This window comes from Streptomyces sp. NPDC056169 (assembly GCF_042268445.1).
Classification (GTDB): Bacteria; Actinomycetota; Actinomycetes; order Streptomycetales; family Streptomycetaceae; genus Streptomyces.
In genome coordinates this window covers 71,687-95,067 of the sequence record NZ_JBHJUO010000027.1, presented here as the reverse complement: position 1 = coordinate 95,067, position 23,381 = coordinate 71,687, and the positions used below count along the sequence as shown (strand labels likewise).

The 23,381-nt window shown below is 70.6% G+C and carries 21 protein-coding genes; 11 read left to right on the top strand and 10 right to left on the bottom strand.

All coding sequences use genetic code 11. The annotated features are described in order from the left end of the window. Positions 1-68 precede the first annotated feature (68 nt). A complete protein-coding gene (locus tag ACFC0G_RS35345) occupies positions 69-863 on the top strand; it encodes a hypothetical protein (RefSeq protein WP_376411752.1) in 795 nt (264 codons plus the stop codon). Positions 864-1,719: 856 nt separating this feature from the next. Here the strand turns inward: ACFC0G_RS35345 and ACFC0G_RS35340 are convergent. Together ACFC0G_RS35340 and rph are read right to left on the bottom strand one after the other, a co-directional pair. Next, complete coding sequence (locus ACFC0G_RS35340; protein ID WP_376411749.1) at positions 1,720-2,046, bottom strand: GYD domain-containing protein; 327 nt, start codon at positions 2,044-2,046, stop codon at positions 1,720-1,722. A gap of 123 nt (positions 2,047-2,169) precedes the next feature. Then, positions 2,170-4,782 carry a rifamycin-inactivating phosphotransferase gene (gene rph, locus ACFC0G_RS35335; protein ID WP_376411746.1) on the bottom strand — a complete coding sequence of 871 codons (2,613 nt, stop codon included), beginning with the start codon at positions 4,780-4,782 and terminating at the stop codon, positions 2,170-2,172. 388 nt (positions 4,783-5,170) lie between these two features. Here rph and ACFC0G_RS35330 point away from each other — a divergent pair, with 388 nt between their 5' ends. Continuing rightward, positions 5,171-5,797 carry a hypothetical protein gene (locus ACFC0G_RS35330; RefSeq protein WP_376411743.1) on the top strand — a complete coding sequence of 209 codons (627 nt, stop codon included), beginning with the start codon at positions 5,171-5,173 and terminating at the stop codon, positions 5,795-5,797. Positions 5,798-5,915: 118 nt separating this feature from the next. Here ACFC0G_RS35330 and ACFC0G_RS35325 read toward each other — a convergent pair whose 3' ends face one another. From ACFC0G_RS35325 to ACFC0G_RS35295, 7 genes are all read right to left on the bottom strand, one after another. Continuing rightward, on the bottom strand, positions 5,916-6,893 hold the full coding sequence (locus tag ACFC0G_RS35325; RefSeq protein ID WP_376411740.1) for a hypothetical protein: 978 nt from the start codon (positions 6,891-6,893) through the stop codon (positions 5,916-5,918). A 27-nt stretch (positions 6,894-6,920) separates the two neighbouring features. After that, positions 6,921-8,030: a hypothetical protein gene (locus ACFC0G_RS35320; protein ID WP_376411737.1), complete on the bottom strand. Its 1,110-nt coding sequence runs from the start codon at positions 8,028-8,030 to the stop codon at positions 6,921-6,923. Between the two features lie 146 nt (positions 8,031-8,176). Continuing rightward, positions 8,177-8,734, bottom strand: a complete 558-nt coding sequence (locus ACFC0G_RS35315) for a YciI family protein (protein WP_376411734.1) — start codon at positions 8,732-8,734, stop codon at positions 8,177-8,179. Between the two features lie 156 nt (positions 8,735-8,890). Then, entirely contained in the window at positions 8,891-10,342 is a 1,452-nt protein-coding gene (locus ACFC0G_RS35310) for a carboxylesterase/lipase family protein (protein ID WP_376411731.1), read from the bottom strand. Next, positions 10,339-11,370, bottom strand: a complete 1,032-nt coding sequence (locus ACFC0G_RS35305; RefSeq protein WP_376411729.1) for an alpha/beta hydrolase — start codon at positions 11,368-11,370, stop codon at positions 10,339-10,341. The genes ACFC0G_RS35310 and ACFC0G_RS35305 overlap by 4 nt, the downstream gene beginning before the upstream one ends. A gap of 89 nt (positions 11,371-11,459) precedes the next feature. Beyond that, positions 11,460-12,770: an esterase/lipase family protein gene (locus ACFC0G_RS35300; RefSeq protein ID WP_376411727.1), complete on the bottom strand. Its 1,311-nt coding sequence runs from the start codon at positions 12,768-12,770 to the stop codon at positions 11,460-11,462. A 145-nt stretch (positions 12,771-12,915) separates the two neighbouring features. After that, entirely contained in the window at positions 12,916-13,569 is a 654-nt protein-coding gene (locus ACFC0G_RS35295) for a C40 family peptidase (RefSeq protein WP_376411724.1), read from the bottom strand. A 184-nt stretch (positions 13,570-13,753) separates the two neighbouring features. Here ACFC0G_RS35295 and ACFC0G_RS35290 point away from each other — a divergent pair, with 184 nt between their 5' ends. The 9 genes from ACFC0G_RS35290 to ACFC0G_RS35250 all read left to right on the top strand — a co-directional run bounded on the left by ACFC0G_RS35290 (position 13,754) and on the right by ACFC0G_RS35250 (position 22,142). Continuing rightward, complete coding sequence (locus tag ACFC0G_RS35290; protein WP_376411721.1) at positions 13,754-15,010, top strand: methyltransferase domain-containing protein; 1,257 nt, start codon at positions 13,754-13,756, stop codon at positions 15,008-15,010. A gap of 27 nt (positions 15,011-15,037) precedes the next feature. Next, the gene (locus ACFC0G_RS35285; protein WP_376411717.1) at positions 15,038-16,426 is read left to right on the top strand and encodes an MFS transporter; all 1,389 of its coding nucleotides are present in this window, start codon (positions 15,038-15,040) and stop codon (positions 16,424-16,426) included. Positions 16,427-16,445: 19 nt separating this feature from the next. Continuing rightward, complete coding sequence (locus tag ACFC0G_RS35280; protein WP_376411714.1) at positions 16,446-16,955, top strand: GNAT family N-acetyltransferase; 510 nt, start codon at positions 16,446-16,448, stop codon at positions 16,953-16,955. Between the two features lie 38 nt (positions 16,956-16,993). After that, positions 16,994-17,122: a hypothetical protein gene (locus ACFC0G_RS35275; protein WP_376411711.1), complete on the top strand. Its 129-nt coding sequence runs from the start codon at positions 16,994-16,996 to the stop codon at positions 17,120-17,122. A 74-nt stretch (positions 17,123-17,196) separates the two neighbouring features. Next, the gene (locus ACFC0G_RS35270) at positions 17,197-17,331 is read left to right on the top strand and encodes a hypothetical protein (protein WP_376411708.1); all 135 of its coding nucleotides are present in this window, start codon (positions 17,197-17,199) and stop codon (positions 17,329-17,331) included. A 56-nt stretch (positions 17,332-17,387) separates the two neighbouring features. Further along, positions 17,388-19,664: a methyltransferase, FxLD system gene (gene fxlM / locus ACFC0G_RS35265; RefSeq protein WP_376411705.1), complete on the top strand. Its 2,277-nt coding sequence runs from the start codon at positions 17,388-17,390 to the stop codon at positions 19,662-19,664. 202 nt (positions 19,665-19,866) lie between these two features. Then, positions 19,867-20,214, top strand: coding sequence for a MazG-like family protein (locus ACFC0G_RS35260; protein WP_376411702.1), 348 nt, complete (start codon positions 19,867-19,869; stop codon positions 20,212-20,214). A 21-nt stretch (positions 20,215-20,235) separates the two neighbouring features. Next, positions 20,236-20,808, top strand: a complete 573-nt coding sequence (locus tag ACFC0G_RS35255) for a helix-turn-helix domain-containing protein (RefSeq protein WP_376411699.1) — start codon at positions 20,236-20,238, stop codon at positions 20,806-20,808. Further along, complete coding sequence (locus ACFC0G_RS35250; RefSeq protein ID WP_376411696.1) at positions 20,805-22,142, top strand: MFS transporter; 1,338 nt, start codon at positions 20,805-20,807, stop codon at positions 22,140-22,142. The genes ACFC0G_RS35255 and ACFC0G_RS35250 overlap by 4 nt, the downstream gene beginning before the upstream one ends. A gap of 203 nt (positions 22,143-22,345) precedes the next feature. Here ACFC0G_RS35250 and ACFC0G_RS35245 read toward each other — a convergent pair whose 3' ends face one another. After that, positions 22,346-23,377, bottom strand: coding sequence for an FUSC family protein (locus ACFC0G_RS35245; RefSeq protein ID WP_376411693.1), 1,032 nt, complete (start codon positions 23,375-23,377; stop codon positions 22,346-22,348). Positions 23,378-23,381: the final 4 nt, after the last annotated feature.

Here is a 23,381-nt window from a genome sequence, read left to right as displayed (position 1 = left end):
CTCGCTGCACGGATGCCTGGGTGTGTCGCGGCGCTAGCCGATGGTGAGGAAGGTGTTCCAGAAACCTGGTGCTCCACGCCGACGGAGTGACCACCGGAACGATCACCGACCAGCGCGGCATGACGCACACGCTGGGGTACAGGCCGGAGGCGAAGGGAGGCGACGGGTCCGGAGACGTCGCCTGGAAGGCCCTCAACGACGACCTCAAGGCCGCCGGGAAGCACGTCGACGCCAACTTCCAGAACGGCGAGGTCTACTTCCACCAACTGGACGACGGCAGCGGATCGCCGAAGGGATACACCGACGACGCCGCCACCGGCAAGCACGTGGTCGTGGGATCGACCTCGGACTACGTGAAGGCGACCTTCGTCAACGGGAAGATCGTCTCCCTGGAGTCGCACGACGCCCTCTCGACCAACCTCAACTCGACGGCGCTGCAGACCGCCGACAGCATCCAGAACAAGATGCACAGCAAGAAGGTCCAGACGGAGAAGGTCGTCTACGTCGCCCCCTCGGCGGAACGGGCCGCCGAGATGGCGGAGATGTTCAAGAACGACCCCAGAGTGCGCGTGATCCATCCGTCGAGCGGCTTCGACAACCAGCGCGTGTACAAGGCGCCGGTCGAACCCGCTCCCGTCACCGGCACCGGCAAGTCACAGGGCGGAAAGGTCGTCAGCCGGTCGCTCAGCGGTCCCCGCGTACGAGGTGGCCCGTTCGTGTTCCTCACAGCGCTGCAGAGCCCGCTCTACGTCCGTAGCTACGGCTGGAAGAATGGGGCGATCGAGATGGCTCTGGACACGGTGGATCCGTTCGGGTTCCGCTTCGACTCCTATCCGTTCGCGCCCGACCCCGGACCCGCCTGACAGTCCTGTCAGGCAGGGCCTGCCTGACGGGCCCTGCCTGACACAGGCCCCGCCCGCCCGAGAGAAGAGTTCCCATGGCCATCGAGATGCTCACGGTCTGCCTCCCGCCCACGGACGTACCGGCAGTCCATGCCGCGGTCGACCGCGCCATGGCCCCGTTCGACATGAACGGTGCCGCCGGCTCCCGGCAGGGCGAGTGGGACAGCTGGGGCATCGGCGGCCGGTCTCCTTTCGCGGTTCGGCCCGGGGCCGAGTACGACCCGCGGCTGATCCGGGGGGAACACCTCCCCGGACCGTCCGCGACCCCGCCGCTCCCCCCGTCGCTCTGCGACGGGGGGCCGCGGGGGCTCCTGGACCTCGACACGGCACGCGACGCCGTGGCGGCGCGGGCGCGTGAGGAATGGCGGACCTGGCACGAGTACGCGAGCGCCTTCCCTCCCGCCCGCACCATGGACGACTTCCGGCAGGAGTTCAACGAGCTCCACGGAACGGGCCCCGATGCCCGCTTCCGCGGACTCTTCGAGGAACAGGACGTCATCCGGGCCGTTCCCGGGGACCCTCGCGTCCTGGCCCTGACCACGGACATGTACGACCCGGTCGCGCGTTTCTCAGGGTCCGAGGACGGCCATGTCCGGCGGGCGAGCACGCAGGTGAACACGACTGATGCGCTTCTCACCGTGGACGGGCGGTGGCTGGACGTGTCCACGGATGTCTGGCAGGAGCAGTCCGAGAACCACGGCAAGGGGTACTTCGGGTTCGCCGACGCCTATCTGCTCGGTCTGCCCGGCGACTGCCTGCTGATCAGAGTGCGCTTCCGCTGTTGGCCGCCCGCGTCGGCAGGCCGGCTCGCGGGCTGTTACGCGCCCGGAGCCCGATACCGGATGTGCTCTGCTCTGCGCAGAGCATCCAGCGTTTCATCGACGCTCAGGAGAACGGTCGTCTCGAACGAGCTGAGCGCGCCGCCTCCGCTGATCGCCAGCGCGACCGCGGCCATCGACACGTTGTCCGGCGCTTCCCAGAGGTTGTAGCCGTCGTGCGTGCCGAAGGCGTACCAGAAGCCGTGCAGCTTCCCGCCGACGGACTCGATGTACGCCTCAGCGGCCTGTGCTCGGTCCTCAGGGTGGCCGATCAGCCTCGCCCACGTCTCCGGCGTGTAGCTGAACCTCGACAGATAGAGCGGCATCGTGTCTCTCTTTCGTTTCGTCGACGATGCCCGCGCCGGGTGGGAGGACGGCCCGGCCGGAACGTGGTTCCCCCGAACGGCCGGGGACGTTGACCGCCATGGCCCACAGTCTTTCTGCTCTCGTCAGGGCAGGATCTCGACGTACCCGTCGGTTCCGTGCACGCGGATCCGCTGCCCGTCCCGGATCAGCCGGGTGGCCTGTTCCACGCCCACGACGGCCGGCAGGCCGTACTCCCGGGCGATCACCGCGCCATGCGTCATCAGGCCGCCCACTTCCGTCACCAGGCCCGCGATGCCGACGAACAGCGGCGACCAGCTGGGGTCCGTGAAGGTCGTGACCAGGATGTCGCCCGCTTCGAGATCGGCATCGGCCATGTCAAGGACGACGCGGGCCCTTCCCTCGACGGTCCCGGCGGAGACCGGTAGGCCGGCCAGAGCGCCGGCCGGCACGTCGTCGCGCCGGTACGCCCCGGTGACGGCCTCGCCATCCGATGTGAGCACCCGCGGAGGTGTGAGCGCGTGGTACGACCGGAACGCGTCCTTGCGCTGCTGGATGAGCCGGCCGTCCACCTGGTGCGAGCGCACGACGTCGTGGAGCTCCTGGAACGTGAGGTAGAAGATGTCCTCCTTCTCAGGAATCACGTCGGCCTGCACAAGGCGCTCGGCCTCCTCCAGCAGGGCCTGCTTGTAGACGAAGTAGCGGCTGACGATGCCGTACTTCGGGTACTCCCGGTACCCGATGAAGGTTCTCACCCGGTCGATCATCCGCTTGGCCTCGTCGGCCTTCCGGTCACCGTCCGGCAGGGCCCGCAAGCGGGACAGCACGTCCTGTTCCTTCTTCCGCGCCTTCTGCCGGCCTTGCTCGAAGCGCCGCCCGGCGGCACCCGGCTCGAAGTTCCTGACGTTGTCGAGGATGACGGGCACGATCGTGGCGGGGTGCTCGCGCCAACGGGGCCTCGTGATGTCGATCTCGCCGACACAGCGCATGCCGTACCGATCGAGGTAGGCCTCAATGGCGTCGCGCGCTTCGGTCCCGCCGTCGAGCTTCGCCAGCTCGTCCAGGAAGCCTTCGTCCTCGACGCCGCCCTGCAGGAACGCCACCACCTCCGGCCGCGGACGGATCACGTCGGCTACGTCGAGCAGCGCCAGTCCCATCTCCGACGTGATGTTGTCGGGGGCGGACAGCGTCAGGGTGTCAGCCGCGTTCTTCTCGCCGAGCCACTCCCGCAGCTTGTCGTTGAGCCACCACGTGGCCTCCATCCCCGCCATGATCGCCTGAAAGCTCAGCGGATCGCCGAGGACCCGCTTGTGCTCCTCGAAGGCCTCCAGCAGGAAGTCGAACAGCGCCGGTCCGCTCTTCGTCCGGATGTCCCGCTCCAAGGTGGCGATGGACACCCGGCTGCGCTCGATCAGCGCGGTGACGACGGCCGGATCGGTCTCGATCGGGGCGGGCGCACCGCCGGCCGGTGGCCCGCCGGGACCCGCGTCCGGGAGGGACGGGACGAAGTCGTCGCGGTCGAGGACGGTCTCCAGAGCATCCCTGACCAGCGGATCTCCCCTCCCTATGACGTCCAGGAGGCCGGCACGGCTCGCGGGCGAGGCCAGGCGCCGGGTGACATCCACGAACAGCCTCCCGCCCGCCTCGTGCATCGGCACCATGGCCGTCAGCTGCCACATGGAGAACCCCAGGGGCCTCATGGGGTCGGTCATCATCTGCTGATGGCCGACGGAGACGTAGACGTGATTCTCCTGCCCGCCGGTCTCGGGGGCGGGTGCGGGGACGGGGAACAGCGTGGTGATCGGCCGACTCTGAACGATCTGGAAGTCGTCGTCGACCAGGCACCATTCGATGTCCTGCGGGCGTCCGAAGTGCGCCTCGATCCGTCGCCCGAGCTGCACGAGCCGCACGGCCTGGGAGTCCGTGAGGGCCGGCTCCTCCTGCCGCTGCGAGTCGATCGCCACTTCCCGCGTACCGCCGGTCGGCAGGGCGTGAACGGCACGCTGTTTGACGGAGATCGCCTTGGCGACGACCTGGCCGTCCCGCACCTTGAAGTGGTCCGGGTTCACCAGGCCGGAGACCAGGGCCTCGCCGAGGCCGAAGCCCGCGTCCACGGTGGCGACCTTGCGGTTGCCCGTGACGGGGTCGGCTGTGAACAGGACGCCGGCCGCGTGCGGGAAGACCATCCGCTGCACGACCACGGCCATGTGGACCGTACGGTGATCGATGCCGTTCCGCCGGCGGTAGGTCACGGCCCGCTCGGTGAACAGCGATGCCCAGCAGCGGCTGACGTGCTGGAGGATCGCCGTCGGCCCCACGATGTTCAGGTACGTGTCCTGCTGGCCGGCGAAGGAGGCCGTCGGCAGGTCCTCCGCCGTCGCGCTGGATCGGACGGCGCAGGCGGCCTGCTCGCCGAGCCGGGCGAGCTCGCGGGTGATCGCCGACACGAGATCGCCCGGGATGACAGTCCCCTCGATGGTCAGACGAATCTGCGCGCTGAGCGCGCGGATCGCCTCCCGGTCCTCCGGGTTCTCGCGCGACAACCGATCGAGCAATTCGTCGATCGACGGCGCTTCCGCCATGATCCGCCGGAAGGCGTCCGTCGTCACGCAGAACCCACCCGGCACGCGGATGCCGTCGATCTTCGACAGCTCGCCCAGGTGCGCGCCCTTGCCGCCGACGAGCGCGACCTGCGTCTCGTCGACCTCCTGGAGATCCCACACGTACTGATCGGTCATCGTGATCCCTCCGAGGCAGCCGTGCTCCGTCGTACTGCAGTGGCCGATCGGTTCACCGACGTCTCCCACTCCATCGCACCATCCCTGGTCGTCTTCCCTCCGACGAGTCGCCTGCCCGCTCGTCCCCAGTCGTGCGGCGCGCACCCCGCACCTCCGCACCGGGCACCCGCGAACCGCACCGCCGGTCCCACCACTGATTCGACGTCACCGAGTCCCCGATACGTCGACAACGACACACGCACGTCGGGCCCTCATCTCCGCAGGCTGTGGCATCGGCCGACCATTCTGCGCCATGCCCCTCATCGCCGTCGCCCCCCGATGCGTTTCTCCTGACGGCCACAGCACCCCGGCCCTCACCGCATACCGATGCCGAACTAACCTTCGCACCATGGCTTTGCGACCTGACGAGTTCTACGACCACGCACGCACCGCCGCGGATGGCGAGCGCCGGCTCCCTCTCGCCCGCATGACAGGCTGGGACATCAGCCCGTTCGAACCCGACGGACTGCGCGTCGCACCACTGCGCCCTCCGGTCCTGCCCGAGCCTCCGCGACACGGCGAGGACCCGTCGAACTGCGAGTCATGCCGCGCACGCGGCGACGGGATCTGGTTCAACGACAATTGGCGCCTCACCCGGATCACGGGAGTCGGTGTGCCCCTGGTGCTCATGCTGCACCCGATCGAGCACTACGACATGGCCGACCTCCCCGATGAGCTCGCGGCCGAGCTCGGGGTCCTGTCCACCCACATCGTCCGCCACGTACAGGCCCTGCCACACATCTCGCGGGCCCACGTCTACCGCATCGGAGACGGAGGCGCGCACCTGCACATCTGGTTCTTCGCCCGGCCCGAAGGACAGACCCAGCTCTACGGATCGTGGATGCCCGTCTGGGACGACCTCCTCCCGGAATACCCGGCAGAAATCGCCGAGGCAGACGCCGCGATCGTGGCAGACGCCTTGATCACCTCCATCGGAGGCCGCCGCTCCGCCTCCGACGACACACCACACCACTGACCTGCCTGCCGACTCAGCCTTATGCATCGGCTCACCGACGAGGAGCAGTGAGCCAACACCGCTTCCGCGCCTCACGCGACAAGCCGGCAGTGACGCCGGTCGGGTCTTCGGTTGGGGATCACGGCCGGGTGATACGTCGCCACGGGATCGTGTGGCAGTTCCGGACCGGGGTGGTCTGGCGGGACGTGCCGATCGGTTCGGCTCCTGGGCCACGCTCCACACCCGCTTCCGCCGGTGGGCCAAGGACGACACCTTCGAGGGCATGCTCAGAGCCGCCCAGGCCGAGGCCGACGCGACCGGTGACATCGAGGGGCTGGTGTCGGTCGACTCCACGACCGTCCGAGCCGACCAGCACGCGGCCGGGTCCCTGGGCAACCCTGGACCCGGCCGAACGGCGCCGGTGATCCTCGCCGCAGTGACACGCGGGACAGCGCGCACGGTCGGAGAATCCCCCGACGGCCTTGCCCAGGAGCGTGTCGGCCTCTTCGGCGGACAGACCGAGTTGCCGCAGGAACGGCCGCAGGATCTTCTCGTAGATCAGGGCCTCCGAATGCACTCCGGCCGCGTCGTACGCCCCCTCCGTACGGCTCACCGGAACGTTGACCGCGATGAGTTCCAGGACGGTTCGGTCCGGCGACATCCCCAGGCGCTCGAACAGCGCTTCCTTGCCCGCGTGACGCAGCACTCTTCCGCGCCCTTCGTAGCGGCGCCGGTCGGTCTTCCCGCTGCTGCCAGGAAGACCGATACCGAAGTCGAGGTTGTCGAACTGCTTGGTGATCCTCCGGTAGACGTGGCGGGGGAAGTCGGTCACGTCGAACCAGATGATCGCGAGGTTGCGGCCGCCGTCCTCCACGTGGAGCGCCTCGTGGGCCTCCATGCCCGCCCGGCCGAGTGGGTCCGCCATGACCTTCCGGGCGATCTCCGCGTGTTCGCGTCCCGGGTCGGCCGACGACGCGGCGGCGGGCAGCCTCGTGGCCGCCGAACTCGACGCCTGCGCGGAGGGCGTCAGCAGGCCGGCGGCCAGGACGCCCGCTGTCAGCAGGGCGGCACCGGACAGGAGTGCCCGGGCGCGGGGGCCGGAGCCACGTGTCCTCATGACGGCGGCCTGTTCCGGGCTCACCACTCACACCCGCTCGCCGTGCCGAGTCACCGCCGGCGCCCCTCCGGCACCAGCCGTCCGGCGCCGCCGCAGCGGCTGCGCCGCCCTGTCCCTGACGAGGAACAGATGCAGCGCCAGCGGGCACAGGAGGAGAGGAAGCGCCGCCCACATCAGCCCCGGCAGACGCAACCGCCCCAACGGCGTGAAAGAGTCGGCCCGATAGCCGAGGGTCACGTACGCGTCGTCCCCGACGGCCTGGGTGTCCAGGAAGGCCAGAGTCGGGTCGTTGTCGTCTCCGGGCTTGTAGAAACCGCCGAGCCGGTAGTAATGCCCGTAACGGTCCCTGCCCTCCGGGCTGAAGTGGACGGTGACGACCTGATCCTGGGCGAAGGCGGGGGACGACCCGTGCTGCGCCTCGTTCCACGTGATGACGCACCCCATCCCCTCGCCCGCCACGCAGTGGGAGGGCAACGGCATGCGCACGGGTTGCCCGAAGCGCATGGCGTAGCCCGGCGAGTCGTACACGGAGTGTGCGATCGCGCCGAACACGGCGACCAGTACGGCGACGGCGACCGGCACCACCGTGAGCGTCACCTGTGCCCGGACCAGGGCCAGGACGGACGTGGTGGCCACACCTGCCGCGGCGACGGCGAGCAGGATCCACCCCGTCGCGTACGGCGGCGGTCCGGTGACGAAGGCGGCGACGCTCAGACACGCCGCTGCCAGCGTCAGCGCGCCCGACGCGTGCACCGCCAGCAGCAGACCGCGTGCGCCCTTGCGGTACCGCAAAACCGGTACCGCCGCCGCCATCAGCACCGGAAGGGTGGCGACCGCCCGGACATGGCCATCGTTCGGCCCCGGGTCGGCCACCGCCAGTTCCACCAGCACCATGGCCACGACGACGGCGAGGGCGACGCAGCAGCCCAGGGTCGCCTCGCCGTCCCAGCCGTCGCGCGTGTCCGCCGTGTCCTTGTCCAGAGTGACGCGCTTGACGTCCGTGGCGGATCCGCCGCCCCGGGGCGGGCTCGCTTCCGGTCTCGTGTCCCCGACCCCCCAGCCGGCGATCAGGCCCGCGAAGGGCACGCCCACCACAGCTGTGACGACCGCCGCGAAGATGCCCTGCCCCAGCGTCATGTGTGCCCTCCGAACTCGCATGGGTGGTCGGTGGACCAACGAGGATCACTGGCCGACAGTCACACGAACAGCGGTGTCCGCCATGCCCGGGACCCGCGGACCTCGTCCGGCGCGTACCCCTGAGTACGGAGCCAAGCGTCCTCAGGTCATGACGGCCGCCCCCCGAACTGCCAGTTGTGCACCTCGATGTCGGCGTACCGGTCCGGCGTCAGGATCGCGCGTGCCGCGTGCGGGTCCGGCGCCCGGACCAGTGCCGCCGTGCCCAGCCAGGTGGCGCCGCTGTCGGACAGCAGCGGCCCGTAGGCGATCAGCTCGTCCCGGTCTGACGGCACCGTGAGGTCGGCGGCCTGCTCCGCATCGAGACCGAGACCGATCACCAGGTAGCGGTTGCCGCCGGTCCGGCCACCAGGGAAGTCCCACATGGTGCGCCCCAGCAGGTTGCGCCACCGCCGTATCAGCACGTCCCGGTAGATGCCGGCCTGATAGCCGGGCTCGTCGAAGGCGAACGCACGGGCGGCGGCGGGATCGGGCAGGTCGAGGATGTGCACGCTGCCGGTGAGCGTGTCGCCGTCGTCGCCGAAGGTCGGGCCTCGGGCGATCATCTCCTTCGCGTACCGGTCCATGTAGGACCAGTGCTCTTCCACCAGCTCGTAGCGCAGCGACAAGGATCCGGGCCGGTCTCGGTGGTAACAGAGGAATTCCATGCGCATAGGGTCCCTCCAAGGAGGAGCCCAGGGCGAGCGGGTTTCACTGCGATCGCCCATCGGCACGCTCGCCCGGAAGCACACGCGCCGACTCCGCTTGGCGGCCGGCGGTCTTCTCCTCACACGGCCCCGTGGCCCCTCCGCCCGGAGCATCCCTCAGCGGACGCCCTCCCAGAGGAGCCGTTCCCGTGCGCGCGGGTCGGGGACGGCGGTGGGGGTCGTGGTGAAGGTCATCGTCGTGCGGGTCGTCTTGTCGTACGCCTCCCAGCCGGGGTCGCCCGTCTTGGCGAAGGAGATCCAGGCGCCGTGCATGGCGTCCGCGAGGGCCTGGGGTGGGCGGTCGCCGAGCAGCGGCGCGTACGACGGGTCGTGGAGGCGGTCGAAGACGAAGGGCAGTTCGAGGGCGTGGCAGGCGCCGAGGGTGCCGTCGAACCGGGGGGAGCGCCAGGCGAATTCGTAGAGGTGGGACCCGGGTACGGCCTCGGCCAGGCGGATGGCGGGGATCCGGTAGAACCAGTCGGTCGCGACCGCGTCGAGGAGTTCGCCCGGGGTGGCGTCGGGGCGGGCGTCCCGGTAGACGGGGAGGGCCTCGCCGGGGTCGAGGCCGTAGGCCGCGGTCATGGCGCGGAGCGAGGATTCCGGGAAGGCCTGGAGGCGCCGCGTCGGGACGAGGAAGAGGCGGTACTCCTCGCGGTTGCTGCCGATGAGGAGGTCGACGTCGCAGTCCGGGCCGGGGAGGGTGAGGCCTGGCCGGACCGGCTCGAAGGGCATCATGTTGAGCACCGCCTCGCCCCACCGCGCCGGGTCGGGGTCGGCACTCACCGCGGTACGCAACTCCCCTTGGGCGGCGAGGAGTTCCGGCAGCGGAACGGCCTCGAAAGCCGCCGGGGTCGGCTCGATGCCCAGTCGCTCCGCCAGGCGGGCCGCGATCAGCCGGGCCGATGCCGGGCGCAGGTAGTGGTGGCAGGCTCCGCTCTGGAGGACGGCCCGCCGGAACAGGCCTCGGGCGGCTTCCGTGGTCAGCAGCGTGCCGATGCTCATCGCACCCGCCGACTCGCCGAAGACGGTCACCCTGTCCGGGTCGCCGCCGAAGGAGGCGATGTTCTCGCGGATCCACCGGAGTGCGGCGATCTGGTCGAGCAGGCCCCGGTTGTCGGGGCGGTCGGGCAGGTGCAGGAAACCGTCCGATCCCAGGCGGTAGTTGACGTTGACGCAGACGACGCCGTCGCGTGCGAAGGCGCTCCCGTCGTACCCGGACGCCGAGCCCGAGCCGTTGGTGAACGCGCCTCCGTGCAGCCAGACCATCACGGGGAGGGCGGCTCCCGGCTCCGGGGCGGGGGTCCGGATGTCGAGGTTCAGACAGTCCTCGCCCGGGATGTGGTTCTCCGGGATGAGGGCGTCGAAGGGCGGGGCGTAGGGGGCGTGCGGCGCCGTCGGCCCGTGGGTCGTGGCGTCGCGTACGCCGGTCCAGGGGTCGGGCGGGGCCGGCGCCCGGAAGCGCAGGGCGCCGAAAGGCGGAGCGGCGTACGGGATGCCGAGGAAGGAGGTCACCCCGTCGGGGGAGGTCCGGCCGCGGACCTCCCCCTGCCGCGTGCGGCAGACCGTCATGCCGACAGGACCTCGACGAGTGCCTTGCCGAACTCCTCGGGGCGTTCGAGGTGGACGGCGTGTCCGGCGTCGGCCACGGCGACCTCCCGCACCGCGCCGCCCGCCGCCGCGTAGCGGTCGAGGAGGTGACGCGTCTGCGCCACCATCGGCTGGGCCGGGGTGCCGTCCCAGCCGGGCACGGCGCCGACCGCGCCCAGGTGCGCCAGGTCGAACATCGAGGTGTCCGAGACGATGACGTCGTCCTCGCCCCGGATCCACAGGACCGGCGGCTTCGGGTCGATCAGGTGCAGGTCGTCGACACGGAAGTGGGTCGGGGCGAGGCAGTTGAGCACGCCTCGGGTGCCAGGGGCGATCCCGGGCCAGGCGGTGGACGTCGTGCTGTCGCCCGGGTAGTGGTCGTCGCCGAGGCGGGTGGTGAGCATGGACTCGACGTAGGCGTCCTCGTGCTCGGGCTCGAAGCGGAGCGGCGGCCTGACGTAGCAGGCCGCCAGGACGGAGCGCGGCGAGAGCGGTGAGTCCTCGCCTCGGTCGCCCTCGGCGAGCAGCCGGACGAAGTCCGGGTTGGCCGTGCCGCCGCCCGATCCCGCCCCGTCCTCGGAGTTGAGGGTGCCGTCCGCTCCGTGCGTGCCGCCGAAGCCGTACGGAGAGACCGGGTTGACCAGGGTCAGGGAGCGCACCGCGGCCGGGTGGTCGCGCAGGAACTGTGTGACCACCCCGCCGCCCATGGACCAGCCGACCAGGTGGGCGCGGTCGATGTCGAGGGCGGTGAGCAGCTCGGCGAGGTCGTCGGCGTAGTCCCGCAGGCCGCGCGTGGCGTCGACGGGGAGCGGGTCGGTGCCGCCGAAGCCGCGCAGGTCGACGGCGATGGCGCGGTAGGAGTCCGGCAGCGCGGCCAGGGCGGTGTGCCAGAACGGGGAGGACGAGACGTTGCCGTGGACGAAGACGACCGGTTCGCCCTCGGCGCGGGTCTCGGTGATCTGCTGGGTCAGTCTGCCGGTGGCGACACGGCGGGTGTGGAGCGTGGTCATGTACGGGTCCTTCTCGCGGGTTCTGGTCGCGGGGGCTGGTCGCTGGTTCTGGTCGCGGGCTCTGGTCGCCGGTTCTGGTCGCCGGTCGTTCAGGAGAGCCAGGTGGCGACCTGGGCGGCGGCCGAGCTGTGCCAGCCGAGTTCGAGGTGGTTGGCGGTGGCGACGGTAGCCTTGCCGCCGACGGTGGGGATGCCCGTGGTGTCGAGCGCGCTGGAGATGAAGACGACGCCGTCGCTGGGTCCGCGGTTCTCGTTGAAGATGCCGACGATGTCGGCGGATCCGCCGGCCAGCAGGTACGTGGTGACGGAGGCAGGCACCCCGGCGGCATGCAGCGGGGCGATCAGGGATCCGGCGTCGATGGCGGCCTGGATGCCGGTGCCGGCGGTGTAGAAGCCCTGGCCGCCGTAGTAGGTCGTGTACCAGTCCTGGGCGGCGCCGTCGACTCCGTACGTCCCGTCCCAGCGGGCGAGCATCTGGCGCTGGCCGGGGTAGTTGTCCTGTCCGCCGGACGGGGTCATCGAGAACTCGGGGTGTGCGGTGTACAGGCCGTAGCAGGTCATGTGGGAATGCGGCGAGGGCGCGTTGACCTTGCCTCCGCACTCGGGCCAGATGGAGAAGTCGTGGGCCCAGCCGTGGGCGTACGGGTAGTCGTAGCCACCGTTCGGGCCGCCGATGGTGACGAGCCGGCGCACGTCACCGGCGTACGCGCGTCCCCAGCTCGGCTTGAGCGACGACACGTACGCGCGGGTCGACATCTCGCCCTTGCTCCAGCCGACGAGGTCCACCGTGGCGACGCCCAGCTTCGCCTTGATCGCGGCGATCGCGTCGCCGACGATCTGCGCCTGCATCAGGTTGTCGCCCTGCTTGTGCGCGAAGCCGACGGCGAACACGCGGTGGCCGCGCTGGGAGAGGTACTGCATGAGCCCGGTGGACGGGCAGGAGACGGCACCGCAGCCGTACCCGCCCGATTCACCGGGGTTGGCCCAGGCCCGGTCCGCGGTGTCGTTGGCGCCGTGCACGAGGAGCACGGGTGTGGTGACGCTGCCGGTGTTCCAGCCGGGGGCCGAGTAGAGCAGGAACCGGCCCGAGGACGGCCGGGAGACTCCACCGAAGTACGTGACGCGCTTGCCGTCCTGGTCGCCGCGGCCGTCCGCGGGGAAGCCCTCGGTGCGGAATCCGGTGGTCGTGTCGAGGTAGCGCTCGACACGCTCCCAGCCGTTGGTGACGGTCCCGGCCCCGTAGCTCGCCTCGAGGGTGAGGTACGGGGGCGGGGTGGCGGTCGTCGCGCCGCTCGCGGCGGCGGGTGGTGCCACCACGGCCGCCGCGACGACTCCCACCACAGCGATCACGCGGGCGGCGCGCAGTCGCCACCGGCTCCCAGGACTCCGTCTGTCGGCCATGTTCCGGCCTTTCCCGCTCGTGCGCTCGTGGCGCGTCCTCCCGATGGCCGTCCCGGCACCGGGTCCGCACACGGTAGGCGGGCGCTCACCCACGGGGCATGTGGGCGAGCCACACAAAGGGAACCGTCCAGGTGGTGCCGGACACTCAGCAGTCGGGGATCACCGTGCCGTTGTTGTCCCTGGCCTGATCGTTGCCCCACCGCGAGAGATAGAACGCGGACACCCACTGACCACCCGGCCCGACATCGGGGTCGGTCTTCAGCCACCAGTGATTGAAGGAGTCACCACTGCGCACCTCACGACCCCAGGTCTTGCAGTACACGTAATTCGTCCCCTGATACAGGGTCCCCGTCGCCGCGGCGCTGGAGGGCGAGGCGTACACCGACGCGTTGGCGAAGGTGTCGACCCAGGGCAGTCCCGGGGTCGGGTCGGGGGTCGGCTCGGGATCGGGCTCGGGCGCCGGCGGAGTGGTCGAGCCGCCGCCCGCGTACAGCCGGATCGCACCGTAGTAGTCGCTGTGCGAGGAGAGGGCGACCACGCGCACGTAGCCCCCGGAGTAGGGCGCTTCCACGATGTAGCCCTGGCCGAGGTAGAGGGCGACGTGGTGGATCGTGGAAGCCGTCCCGCCGAAGAACACCACGTCACCGGGGAGCAGGGGGGCCGTGCCGTCGGCCCGGTAGAAGCGGGCCACCGCGCGGCTGCTGGTCCACTGGGTGCGCGAGGTGCCGTTGAGGACGTCGGCGCCCACGGCCAGCTGGTACACGTACCGGACCAGGCCCGAGCAGTCGAGGCCCTTCACGTTGCAGTCGTCGGGGGCGCCGTTGGCCGGATCGCACAGTCACAGTGCGTCGGATACGACGTGGGAGCCATGACCGGCACAGCGCGCCCCCAGCCGGCCGTCGAGGAGGACGCGTCGGACTCGGAAGGGCCCACGGAGTTCCGTCCGCGCGCCATCCCACCTTGTTCCAAGGAGGACGATCGTCATGACCGCTGATCTGTCCAGCCTCACCGCCGAGTCCAGCAGCCGGCGTGCCGCCCTGGTTGAACGCCTCGAAACCGAAGGGGTGCTCACCGACCCGCGCGTGCGTGAAGCCCTGCTGCGGGTCCGCAGGGAGGTTCTCCTGCCGCACGCGTATCTCCGGGTCAGCGGCCCGGCGGCGGATCCGATCGACTGGCGGCTTCTCGATGGCTCCCACCCCGACGACCGGGAGGAGTGGCTCGACCTCGTCCACGAAGGCGACTCCGTCCTCCTGCAGCGTGACGGAGAACCCCTCGACGCCCTCGGGCGCGGGCCGGTGACCGGTGGCCACATGACGTCGATGTCGAGCGGGCTCCCGCTTACCGTCGAAGGGCTGCAGACACTGCAACTCGCAGCCGCGCAAAGTTTCCTGGACCTCGGCACCGGGTCGGGGATCTCGCTCGCGCTCGCCGCGACGATCACCGGACCCGGCTGCGCCACCGGCGTCGAACGGGACCCGCACATGGCCGCCTTCACCCAGCGGAACCTGGATCGGCTCGCGTTCGGCGTCCAGGTCGTGACCGGTGACGCGCTCGACGGGCACCCGGCCTCGGCTCCGTACGACCGCGTTCACTCCGGCTTCGGGGTCCCCTGCGTCCCGCCGGCGTGGGTCGAGCAGCTCGCCCCTGGTGGACGTCTGTTGACGACGCTCACCACCGCGACGCCCAGCTGGCCCGGGCAACTGCTCATCACCCTCACACCGCAAGACCGGATCGAGGCCGTTCTGAGGGGCGGCGTGCGCGGCACCCGGCCCCTGCTCGGCTACCAGTGGCTCACCGCCGTCCACCACCGCTCCCGCATCGACGCCGATCCCGGCCGACCGCGCGCCACTCGGCTGGCGCCGCCGGATCGGACGTCGCACGGTTTCTGGCTCGCGGCCTCGCACCTCGCGCCCGGCCTGATGTGGGACATCCCCGACGAGACGATGCGGATCGTCGCCCCCGACGACGACTCCTGGGCCGTGCCCGGCCCCGAGGAAGGAACGGTCCGTGTGCACGGGCCGCGGGATGTGTGGGCCGAATTGGAAGCCCTCCACGACCGCTGGGAGCGGGCCGGCCGCCCGGACACCTATCGGGTCGACATTCCCGGCGGCGGAGGGCCTCAGCACGTCACCTCCGGCGACGGTCCCTCCGCGCTGGAATGGGCGCTGCCACCGCTGGCAGCTCTCCCCCGCCAAGCCGCCTCCACCGCGCCCCCGCACCAGTCGGACAGCGAACTGTGAACCGGGACGAAGTCAAGGAGGTGCTTCATGGCTGCTGCCGGCAATGACTCGGCCACCGGGCCGATCTCGTTGTGGCGACACCGCGACTTCCGGAGGTACTTGACCGGGCAGACAGCCGGCGTGGCCGGGAGTTCGATCAGCTCGACAGCGATCCCCGTGCTGGCCGTGCTCACGCTCGACGCCACCGCCGGTCAGGTTGCCTGGCTGGCGTGCATGGGGCAGCTCCCGCCCGCGCTGCTCGCTCTGCACGCCGGGGCGCTCGCCGACCGGTACTCCAAGCGGAGGCAGATGATCGCCGGCGATCTGGTCAGCGCTGTGGCCCTGGCGACCGTGCCGGTGGTCGCGGCCCTGGGAATGCTGACCCTGACTCAGCTCATGGTCGTCGCCGCGGTTCAGGGTGCCGCCGGGGTGCTGCACGACGCGGCGGGGATCAGCCTGCTGCCGCAGCTGGTCGACCGGTCGTTGATCCAGCGGAGCAACAGCCGCGTGGGTGCGCTGTTCGCGCTCGTCGCGACCGAGGGCAGTAGCCTCGGCGCCGCGCTGACCGCGCTGCTCGGCCCGGCCCGCGCCCTGCTCGGGGACGTCGCCTCGTACCTCCTCAGCGCCTGGTGCACCACCCGCATCCAGGTCCGCGAGACCCCGCCGGCACCGGCAGGGAGACGAAGACTGCGCACGGAGATCGCCGAAGGTCTGAGGTACGTACACGGCGACCACCGGCTGAGCGTGCTCACCTGGGTCAACGCGACCACCTCGCTGGCCCTGGCCATGCTCAACACACTGTGGGCGCTGTACCTGCTGCGGGTCCTGGAGATGAGTGCGACGGCCTTCGGCGTGGTGCTCGGGCTCGGCGCCCTGGGCGCGGCCGTCGGCGCGTGGTCCGCCCCGGCCGTCGCCGGGCGGTACGGGCCCGGGCCGATGATGACGGGTGCGCTCGCCCTCACGCCGCTCACCCAGATCCCCCTGCTGCTGGCCTCCCCCGGCCTCGGCTGGGAGATCGGAATCGGCAGCGCACTGTTCCTGCAATTGGCCTGCGCCGGCGCGGCGGGCACCACCCAGCGGTCGATCCGTCAGATCATCACGGAGCCCCGCATGCAGGCCCGGATGCAGGCCGTGAGCACATGGCTGACCTCCGGCGCCCGGCCGGTGGGCGCACTGCTGGCCGGCGGGATCGGGACCTGGGCCGGAGTGCGACCCGCCCTGGCCGTCGGGGCCTGTCTCCTCGTCGTACCACTCACGGTCCTCTCCCGTTCCCCGCTGCGCACTCTGCGGCAGATGCCCGGCCCGGCCCCCGTGCCGGACGGCCCAGGCGGCGTCGTCCCCCGAACGCTTGCCACCTCCCCGTCGGCAGTACCTGGCCCGGGACCGGCACCCACCACGAGATCACGGGAGGACTCGATGGACGGCGGAACCTCATGAGACAGACCTTGGGAGATTCATGACTCGCAGCGAAGATGCCCCCGCCGCAGCGGTGCCCACCCCTCGGTTGGCCACCCCGGACGATGCCGGCGAGATCGTCCGGCTGCGTTCGGACTTCGTCCTGTCGGAGCCTCTCGACGAGGAGTGGGTCGGTCGTTGCCGCGATCACCTCGCGTCGCGGCTGGAGCCTGGGGGCGATGCCCGCGCCTACGTTGTCGGCGGGCCGTCCGGCCGGCTGGTCTCGTGCGCGCTCGGACTGATCCACCCCGTTCTGCCGGCGCCGAAGTACCCCAAGGGGCTGGCAGGTCGGATCCACGCGGCCACCGTTCCTGCCCACCGACGCCGCGGCCACGCCCGGGCGGTGCTGGCAGCTCTGCTGGAGCACCTGGAGCGGGATGGGGTCACGCTCTACGAACTGCACGCCAGCGCGGAGGCGGCGCCGCTGTACGAGGAGTTCGGCTTCGCCGGCGATCCCGCGCTCATGCGGATGATCAGGTTCCCGCAGAGCCGGAATGGTAACGCGCGATGACCGAGGGGTGGCTCCCGCCCGAGGTGTACGCAGCCTCATTGCCGAAAGCGACCGTGTTCGGCGCGCTCTTCTTCACCGACATGAACGACTGGCCCGTGCAGCTGCACGCCGTCTACAGCGCCGAGCATCCCTGGCAGCTGCCCGGGGTGGACGGCGGAGGCCGGTGAGCGGCCGTGGGAGACCGCGTGGCGGGAGACCGAGGAGGAATCGGGTCCTCCCGTTGGAGGAGTGGCGAGCGCTGATGCCGGTGCGGAACTTCGCGCGGCTCGGTGCCTTCCTGGAGGCCCGCCGAACCGGGGTGGCGGCCTACGTCGGCGACTGGGACTGGGACACGGATACGAGTACGAGTACGAGCACTGGGGAGACAGCACGGTGAACGCAACATCATCGGCGAAGGACTGGAGCGAGCACTACGCGTCGGGCCGCAGCATCATGCCGCTGTCCGTCGTCGAGAAGGCCATGGTGCGCGAGCGGCTCGTTCCGGGCATCGGCCTGGAGGCGCCGCGGGCGCTGGATGTGTGCTGTGGGACGGGCGAGCTCGCCCGACTGCTCGCCGGCCTCGGCTACAGCGTCGACGCGGTCGACTACGCCCAGGGCGCTATCGACCGCGCATCCGACGAGGCCGGGCCGGAGGTCACGTACCACTGCGTCGACGTGACCTCGGGCGACGTCGGGGTGATCGCGCCCGCTGACGGATTCGATCTGATCACCATCCGGCGGTCGCTGGCACATCTGGGCGACCGTACGAGGATCGTTGCCGAGCTCGCCGGCCTGCTGCGTCCCGGTGGAACTCTGTGCGTGATCACCCCGCATGCCGACCGGTTCCCGCAGAGCCTCCGCGGCATCGCTTTGGACGACTCCGAGATCACTCTGCTCACCGACGGCTGGGAGCACGTCGAGCGCGTCGAGGCGGAGGACTGCACGGTCGTCCTCCTGCGTGGGTCCGGTGTGCGGGCATCGGCCGCGTATCAGGAGAAGGGGCGACCGAATGCGGTGGCGATGGCCGGCGTCGCGGTCGTCGTGACGAACTCGTACGGGCAGGTGCTGCTGGGCTGGAACCCGTCTCGGAGAGTGTGGGAGCTGCCGGCCGGGAGGGTCGAGCCCGGGGAGGCCTTCGAAGCGACCGCTGTCCGCGAACTGGCTGAGGAGACGAGCCTGCGCGCCGACGCGGAAAGTGTGGTGCTGCTGGGAACCCTGTGCGACGACACCCATGGAATGACTCGGGTCACGGAGGTCGCCCGACTCACCGAATGCGCAGGCGAACCGCAGTGCCTTGAGCCCGAGTTGATCGCCCGATGGGAGTGGCACACACCCAGCCTCCTCGGCGCCCTGCCTCAACCGCTGTTCACCGCGTCCGCGCAGGCGCTGAACACGGCATGGCCCGGTCTGCTGCCCGGTCTCCCGCCCGCGCACTTCACTCCGCGGCCTGCCGCGGCCGGCGGTGAGCGGTCGCGGTCGCGGTTGCGGTTGCGGTTCGGGGAACCCGCGGCGGCAGTGCGGCAGCGTCTTCGGCTCGCCGAGGATCTGACCGAGGCCGGCTGGACGACCTCACCTGCTCTGCGTGCCGCGTTCCAGGTCGTGCCGCGACACGCCTTCATGCCCGAGCAGTCCCTGGACCGCGCGTACGCCAACGAGGCCGTCGCAACCGTGACCACCGACGACGGCACGTCGTTGAGTTCCGTGTCCCAGCCCGAGATGCAGGCCGTCATGCTCGACCGCAGCCGTCTGCGTGAAGGCGGGCACGGTCTGGAGATCGGGGGCGGCGGCTACAACGCGGCCCTCATGGCCGAGCTCGTCGGCCTCACCGGCACGTTGACCTGTGTCGAGTTCGATCCGTACGTGTACCGGCGCACGGTCCGGTTCCTGCAGGAGACCGGCTACGCGGACCGTGTGCGCGTGGTTCTCGGTGATGGCGTGCACGGTGCTCCTGAGCGTCTGGTCCCGCCGGGCGGGTTCGACGCGATCCTGGTCACGGTCGCCTCAATGGACATCCCCCCGGCCTGGACGGCGCAGCTGGCCGACGGCGGCAGTCTCGTGGTTCCGCTGCGGCTCGGCGGCTATACCCGCTGCGTCGCCTTCGAGAAGAAGGGCCCGCTCCTGCGCTCGACGCACGTGAGCCCGTGCGGGTTCGTGTCGATGCAGGGCATCGGCCGCTGGGACGACACCCCGGTCCCCATCGGGAAGTCCGGTTACGGGATCCGTTGGGAGGACACGCCGCCCGCCCCGGTCGACGGACTCGAGCGCGCGCTCGCGGGCGATCCGGTGGAGCTGTGGACGGGAGTATCGGTGGCAGGGGACGAGTCGTACGAGACGCTTCAGCTCTGGATGACCGTCGCTCTCCCGGGCTTCTGCCGGCTGACGGGCGGCCCTGAGCAGGGCCCTGTCCGGATGCCGAAGTACCAGGACGCCGCGGCCATGGTGTCGGGCCGGTCGCTGGGCTGCATGGCCGTCCGCCGCATGGAGCACGACGAGACCACCGGGGTGTCGCGGTGGGAGTTCGGAGCGCAGGGCTTCGGCCCTGACGCCAAAGCCGTCGCCGACACCGTGGCAGGCGCCGTTCACGCCTGGGACCATGAAGTCCGCCGCCACGCGACACCCCTGCTGACCGTCCTACCGGCCACGATGCGCGATGAGCAGGATCCCGCCCGATGCTTCGTCGACAAGGCGCACTCGCGCATCGTCCTCGCCTTTCCCGAGACATCGTCATGACGCCAAGCCCATCCCCCGACGGCGCCTGCTTGCCGGTATCGACGGCAACTTCCTTCGCTACCTCGGTGTCGACCCCGTCCAGATCAGCGACTACACCACCGGCCGCGCTGACGTGCACTGGGCGAATCTCATCCGTCCACCGACCGCCGACGGGCGCCCGCCCGCCATCTGACCTGCACCAACTCATCGGAGGGACCACCTGATGGACACAGACCCGTGGGACACGATCAACGACCTCGCACGCCTTTTCAACGAGTTCGACGCCGAACACGACATCCCGGATGAGGAGCAGTGGACCCTCCAGGTCCTCAAGATGACCGAGGAAGTAGGAGAAGCGGCCCAGGCCGTCATCGGCGCCCGTGTCACCAACCCGAGGAAGCTGCCGACCCACACGTGGCAGGACGTGCACAACGAGATCGCGGATGCGGCGATCGCCTGTCTGGTCGCTCTGGCCCGGATGCGCCCCGACGCCGATACCTTCTTCGCCCGCCTGCTACAGGAGAAGGCCGCCGGCTTCCTCCCTGCCGAACCCGGCACCGAGCACCCGTAGCCACCACCACCCGGCCTCGGCTTGCGCGTGCAGTTGGTCGGGCTGCTGCGGAAGTACGGCCCATCGACGGCCACCCGCCTCGCGGAGCGGCTGGGTGTGAATTCCGGAACGGCCAGCTACCACCTCCGGCAGCTCGGCGCGGCCGGTTTCGTCGAGGAGGACACCGAACGCGGCAACGCGCGCGAGCGCTGGTGGCGTTCGGTGCACCGGACGACCTGGTTCAACGATCCGGAGCTTGCCGAGCAAGAGCCCGAGGCCGCACTGGCCTACCAGCAGTCCGTCGCCTCCATCTACACCCTGCGCACGCAGCAGACCCTGAACGAGCTTCAGACGATGCCCAGCGTGTGGCGGAACACCTTCGACATGAGTGACTGGGCCCTGCGGCTGACGCCCGAGGAGGCAACCGCCCTGTACCGGGAGTTGGCGGAAGTCATCGGGCGCTACCGGCGAGACGCGCCGGAGACGATGGCAAGTGCCCCCGAGGGGGCCGAGCGGGTCGCCGTGATCACGCAGATCCTGCCCGAACTGGATGCGCCTGCCGCGCCGTCGCTCCCTTCCGTCCCGCGGGAAGAGGAAGGAAGTCCGACGGCATGACCAACGACGACTCGAAGGTCGGCGACATACCCGGCAAGAGGTCCTTACGGCCGTTGGGCGGGGTGCTGGCGGCCATGGCCGTGTCGCTGACCGGCACACGGATCTCCGTTGTGGCTCTGCCCTGGTTCGTCCTCGTCACCACCGGCAGCGCCACCCAGACCGGACTGGTCGCCTTCTGCGAGATGGCTCCCTACGTGGTGGTCAAGGCGTTCACCGGACCGCTGGTGGACCGGATCGGCCCGCGGGCCGTTTCCTGGACCACCGACCTGGCCAGCGCGACCGCCGCCGCCGCGGTTCCCCTGCTCCACGCCCTGGACTTGCTCTCCCTCCCCCTTCTTCTGGTTCTGGTCGCGCTGATCGGCGCGGCCCGGGGACCCGGCGACCTGGCCAAGGAGGTGATCGTCCCGGAAGCAGCTGAGCGCGGCCGAGTGCCGCTGGAGCGCGCCATGGGTCTGTCCGGCGTGATCGAGCGGCTCGCCTCCACCATCGGCCTGGCGATCGGCGGTTCCCTGGTGGCGCTGCTCGGCCCCCTGACCGCCCTCGCCGTCAACGCGGGCTGCTTCGCCCTCGGATCGGTGATCATCAAACTCGCTCTGCCTCGCAGCATGGGACACACGGCCGAGGAAGCCTCCTCGCCGGCCAGGAAGACGGAACCGGGCTACTGGCGGCAATTCGGCGAGGGCTTCACCTTCCTGCGCGGCGAGCCGCTGCTGCTCACTGTCATCGTCATGGTCGGCATCACCAACCTGCTGGACGCGGCGATCACCTCGGTGCTCGTACCCGTCTGGGCCAGGCAGTCCGGCAACGGGGCGACCGCGATCGGCCTGATGGGCAGTGTGATGGGGGCCGCAGGCGTCGGCGGGAGCCTGATCGCCGCAGTGGTTGCGCAGCGGCTGCGGCGTCGGTTGGTGGTTCTCACCGGGTTCCTGCTGGCCGGGGCACCCAGGTTCCTGATCCTCTCCTTCGACGCCCCGCTGGGGGTGGTACTGGCGGTCTTCGCGGTCAGCGGGTTCGGCGCCGGATTCGTCAACCCAGTGCTGGGGGCCGTCTTCGTCGAGCGGATCCCCCGCCCGATGCTGGGCCGGGTCAACGCGCTCGGCGACTCACTGTCCTGGGCGGGTATCCCTCTCGGCGGGCTGATCGCCGGGGCAGCGGTGACCGCTGTCGGACTCGCGCCGGTGCTGCTGGCCTGCGGCATCGCGTACTTCCTCACCACGAATCTGGCTGGACTGCGGCGGGAATGGCAGGAGATGGAGCGCACGGGTGGGCAGAGTGTCCCGGAGCCGTCCTCCAAGGACGACGCTTCACGAGGCAACGCGAATCTAGCGACATGACGCCGCCGGGTCCGAGTGCCGAACCCTCGCTGAGAATTCCGTCGCCACCGCCGTTGACCAGATCCGCTGGATGCTGCGGCTGCGGCTGCGGCTGCGGTCCCAGGTCCCCTAGGCCGTGTCTCCCCGATCATGAGCTGCTCCAGATGGTGCCGACTGCGAGGGTGACTGCTGCCCAGGAGGGGCGAGCGAGGTGTGGGCAGCCGTTAGTTGCTGTGATTGCTGGTGGCGAGTTCGGGTTGTGGGCTGTGCCGCAGGAGGCGGTCGCCGATGGCGTGGACGACGGCGAGGCCGATGACGAGGATGGCGATGCCTGCGAGGATTTCGAAGCCGCGGTGTTCGGCTTCGACGGCGACCTGGCCGGGGGAGGCGAGGGCGAGGACGATGGCGAAGGTGTAGAGGCCGTACATGAGCCAGTACCTGTTGGCCTGGGTGAGAGCGGCGATGAACGCGACGGTGGCGATGGCCTGGGTGACCCAGACGGACGGGGCGAGGATCGCCACGGGCAGGGCGGCAGCGGCGCCGGCGGCAGTGCCGATGGCCTTGCCCCGGATCCGCTCGCGTTTTCCAGTGACGATGTACAGCGCGAGGATGATGATCGGCTCCGGCACCCAGTAGGGCTCGGTCCACCCGAGCGCCACCCCGAGTGCGGCCGCGGCACCGAGGGCGGCGCCGGACACGAGCGCCACCACGGCGGCCACCTTGACGGGCAGGCGGTCGCCTTCGATGACAGGGGCGGTGCCGAAGCGGTGGGCGATCACGATGCCGTAGCCCACACCGAGGGCCGCCATGATCCCGGAGATCAGCGCGTCGGTGCCGGACGGTGTCGGTGCCGCGAACGTGGCGGCGAAGGCGAGCGTCAGCAGCGGCGGGAGCCAGCCGAAGCCGATCCCGGCCCCCACCACGGCGCCGGTCACCGCGAGGAGCGCCACCCACCACCAGTCGTAGGCGGTGAGGGCGCCCAGGCCGACCGCAACCCCCGCCGCGGGGGCGAGGTACAGCATGCGGCGGGTTCCGCCGAGCTTCGCCCCGACGACGCCGAGGAGCAGGCCGAGGAACACGGCCCGGGCACCCAGCTGCCCGGCGACGATCCCGGCCACCGCGACCGGCAGCACGATCCCCACTACGACAGCGCCGAGAATGTGCAGCCACCGATGGGCGCCCGACTGCTTGGCCGGAGCCGCTGCCGCGTCCGGCTTCCGGCCGTTCGGAACGTCCCCGTGCTCAGCCTCGCCCACCACA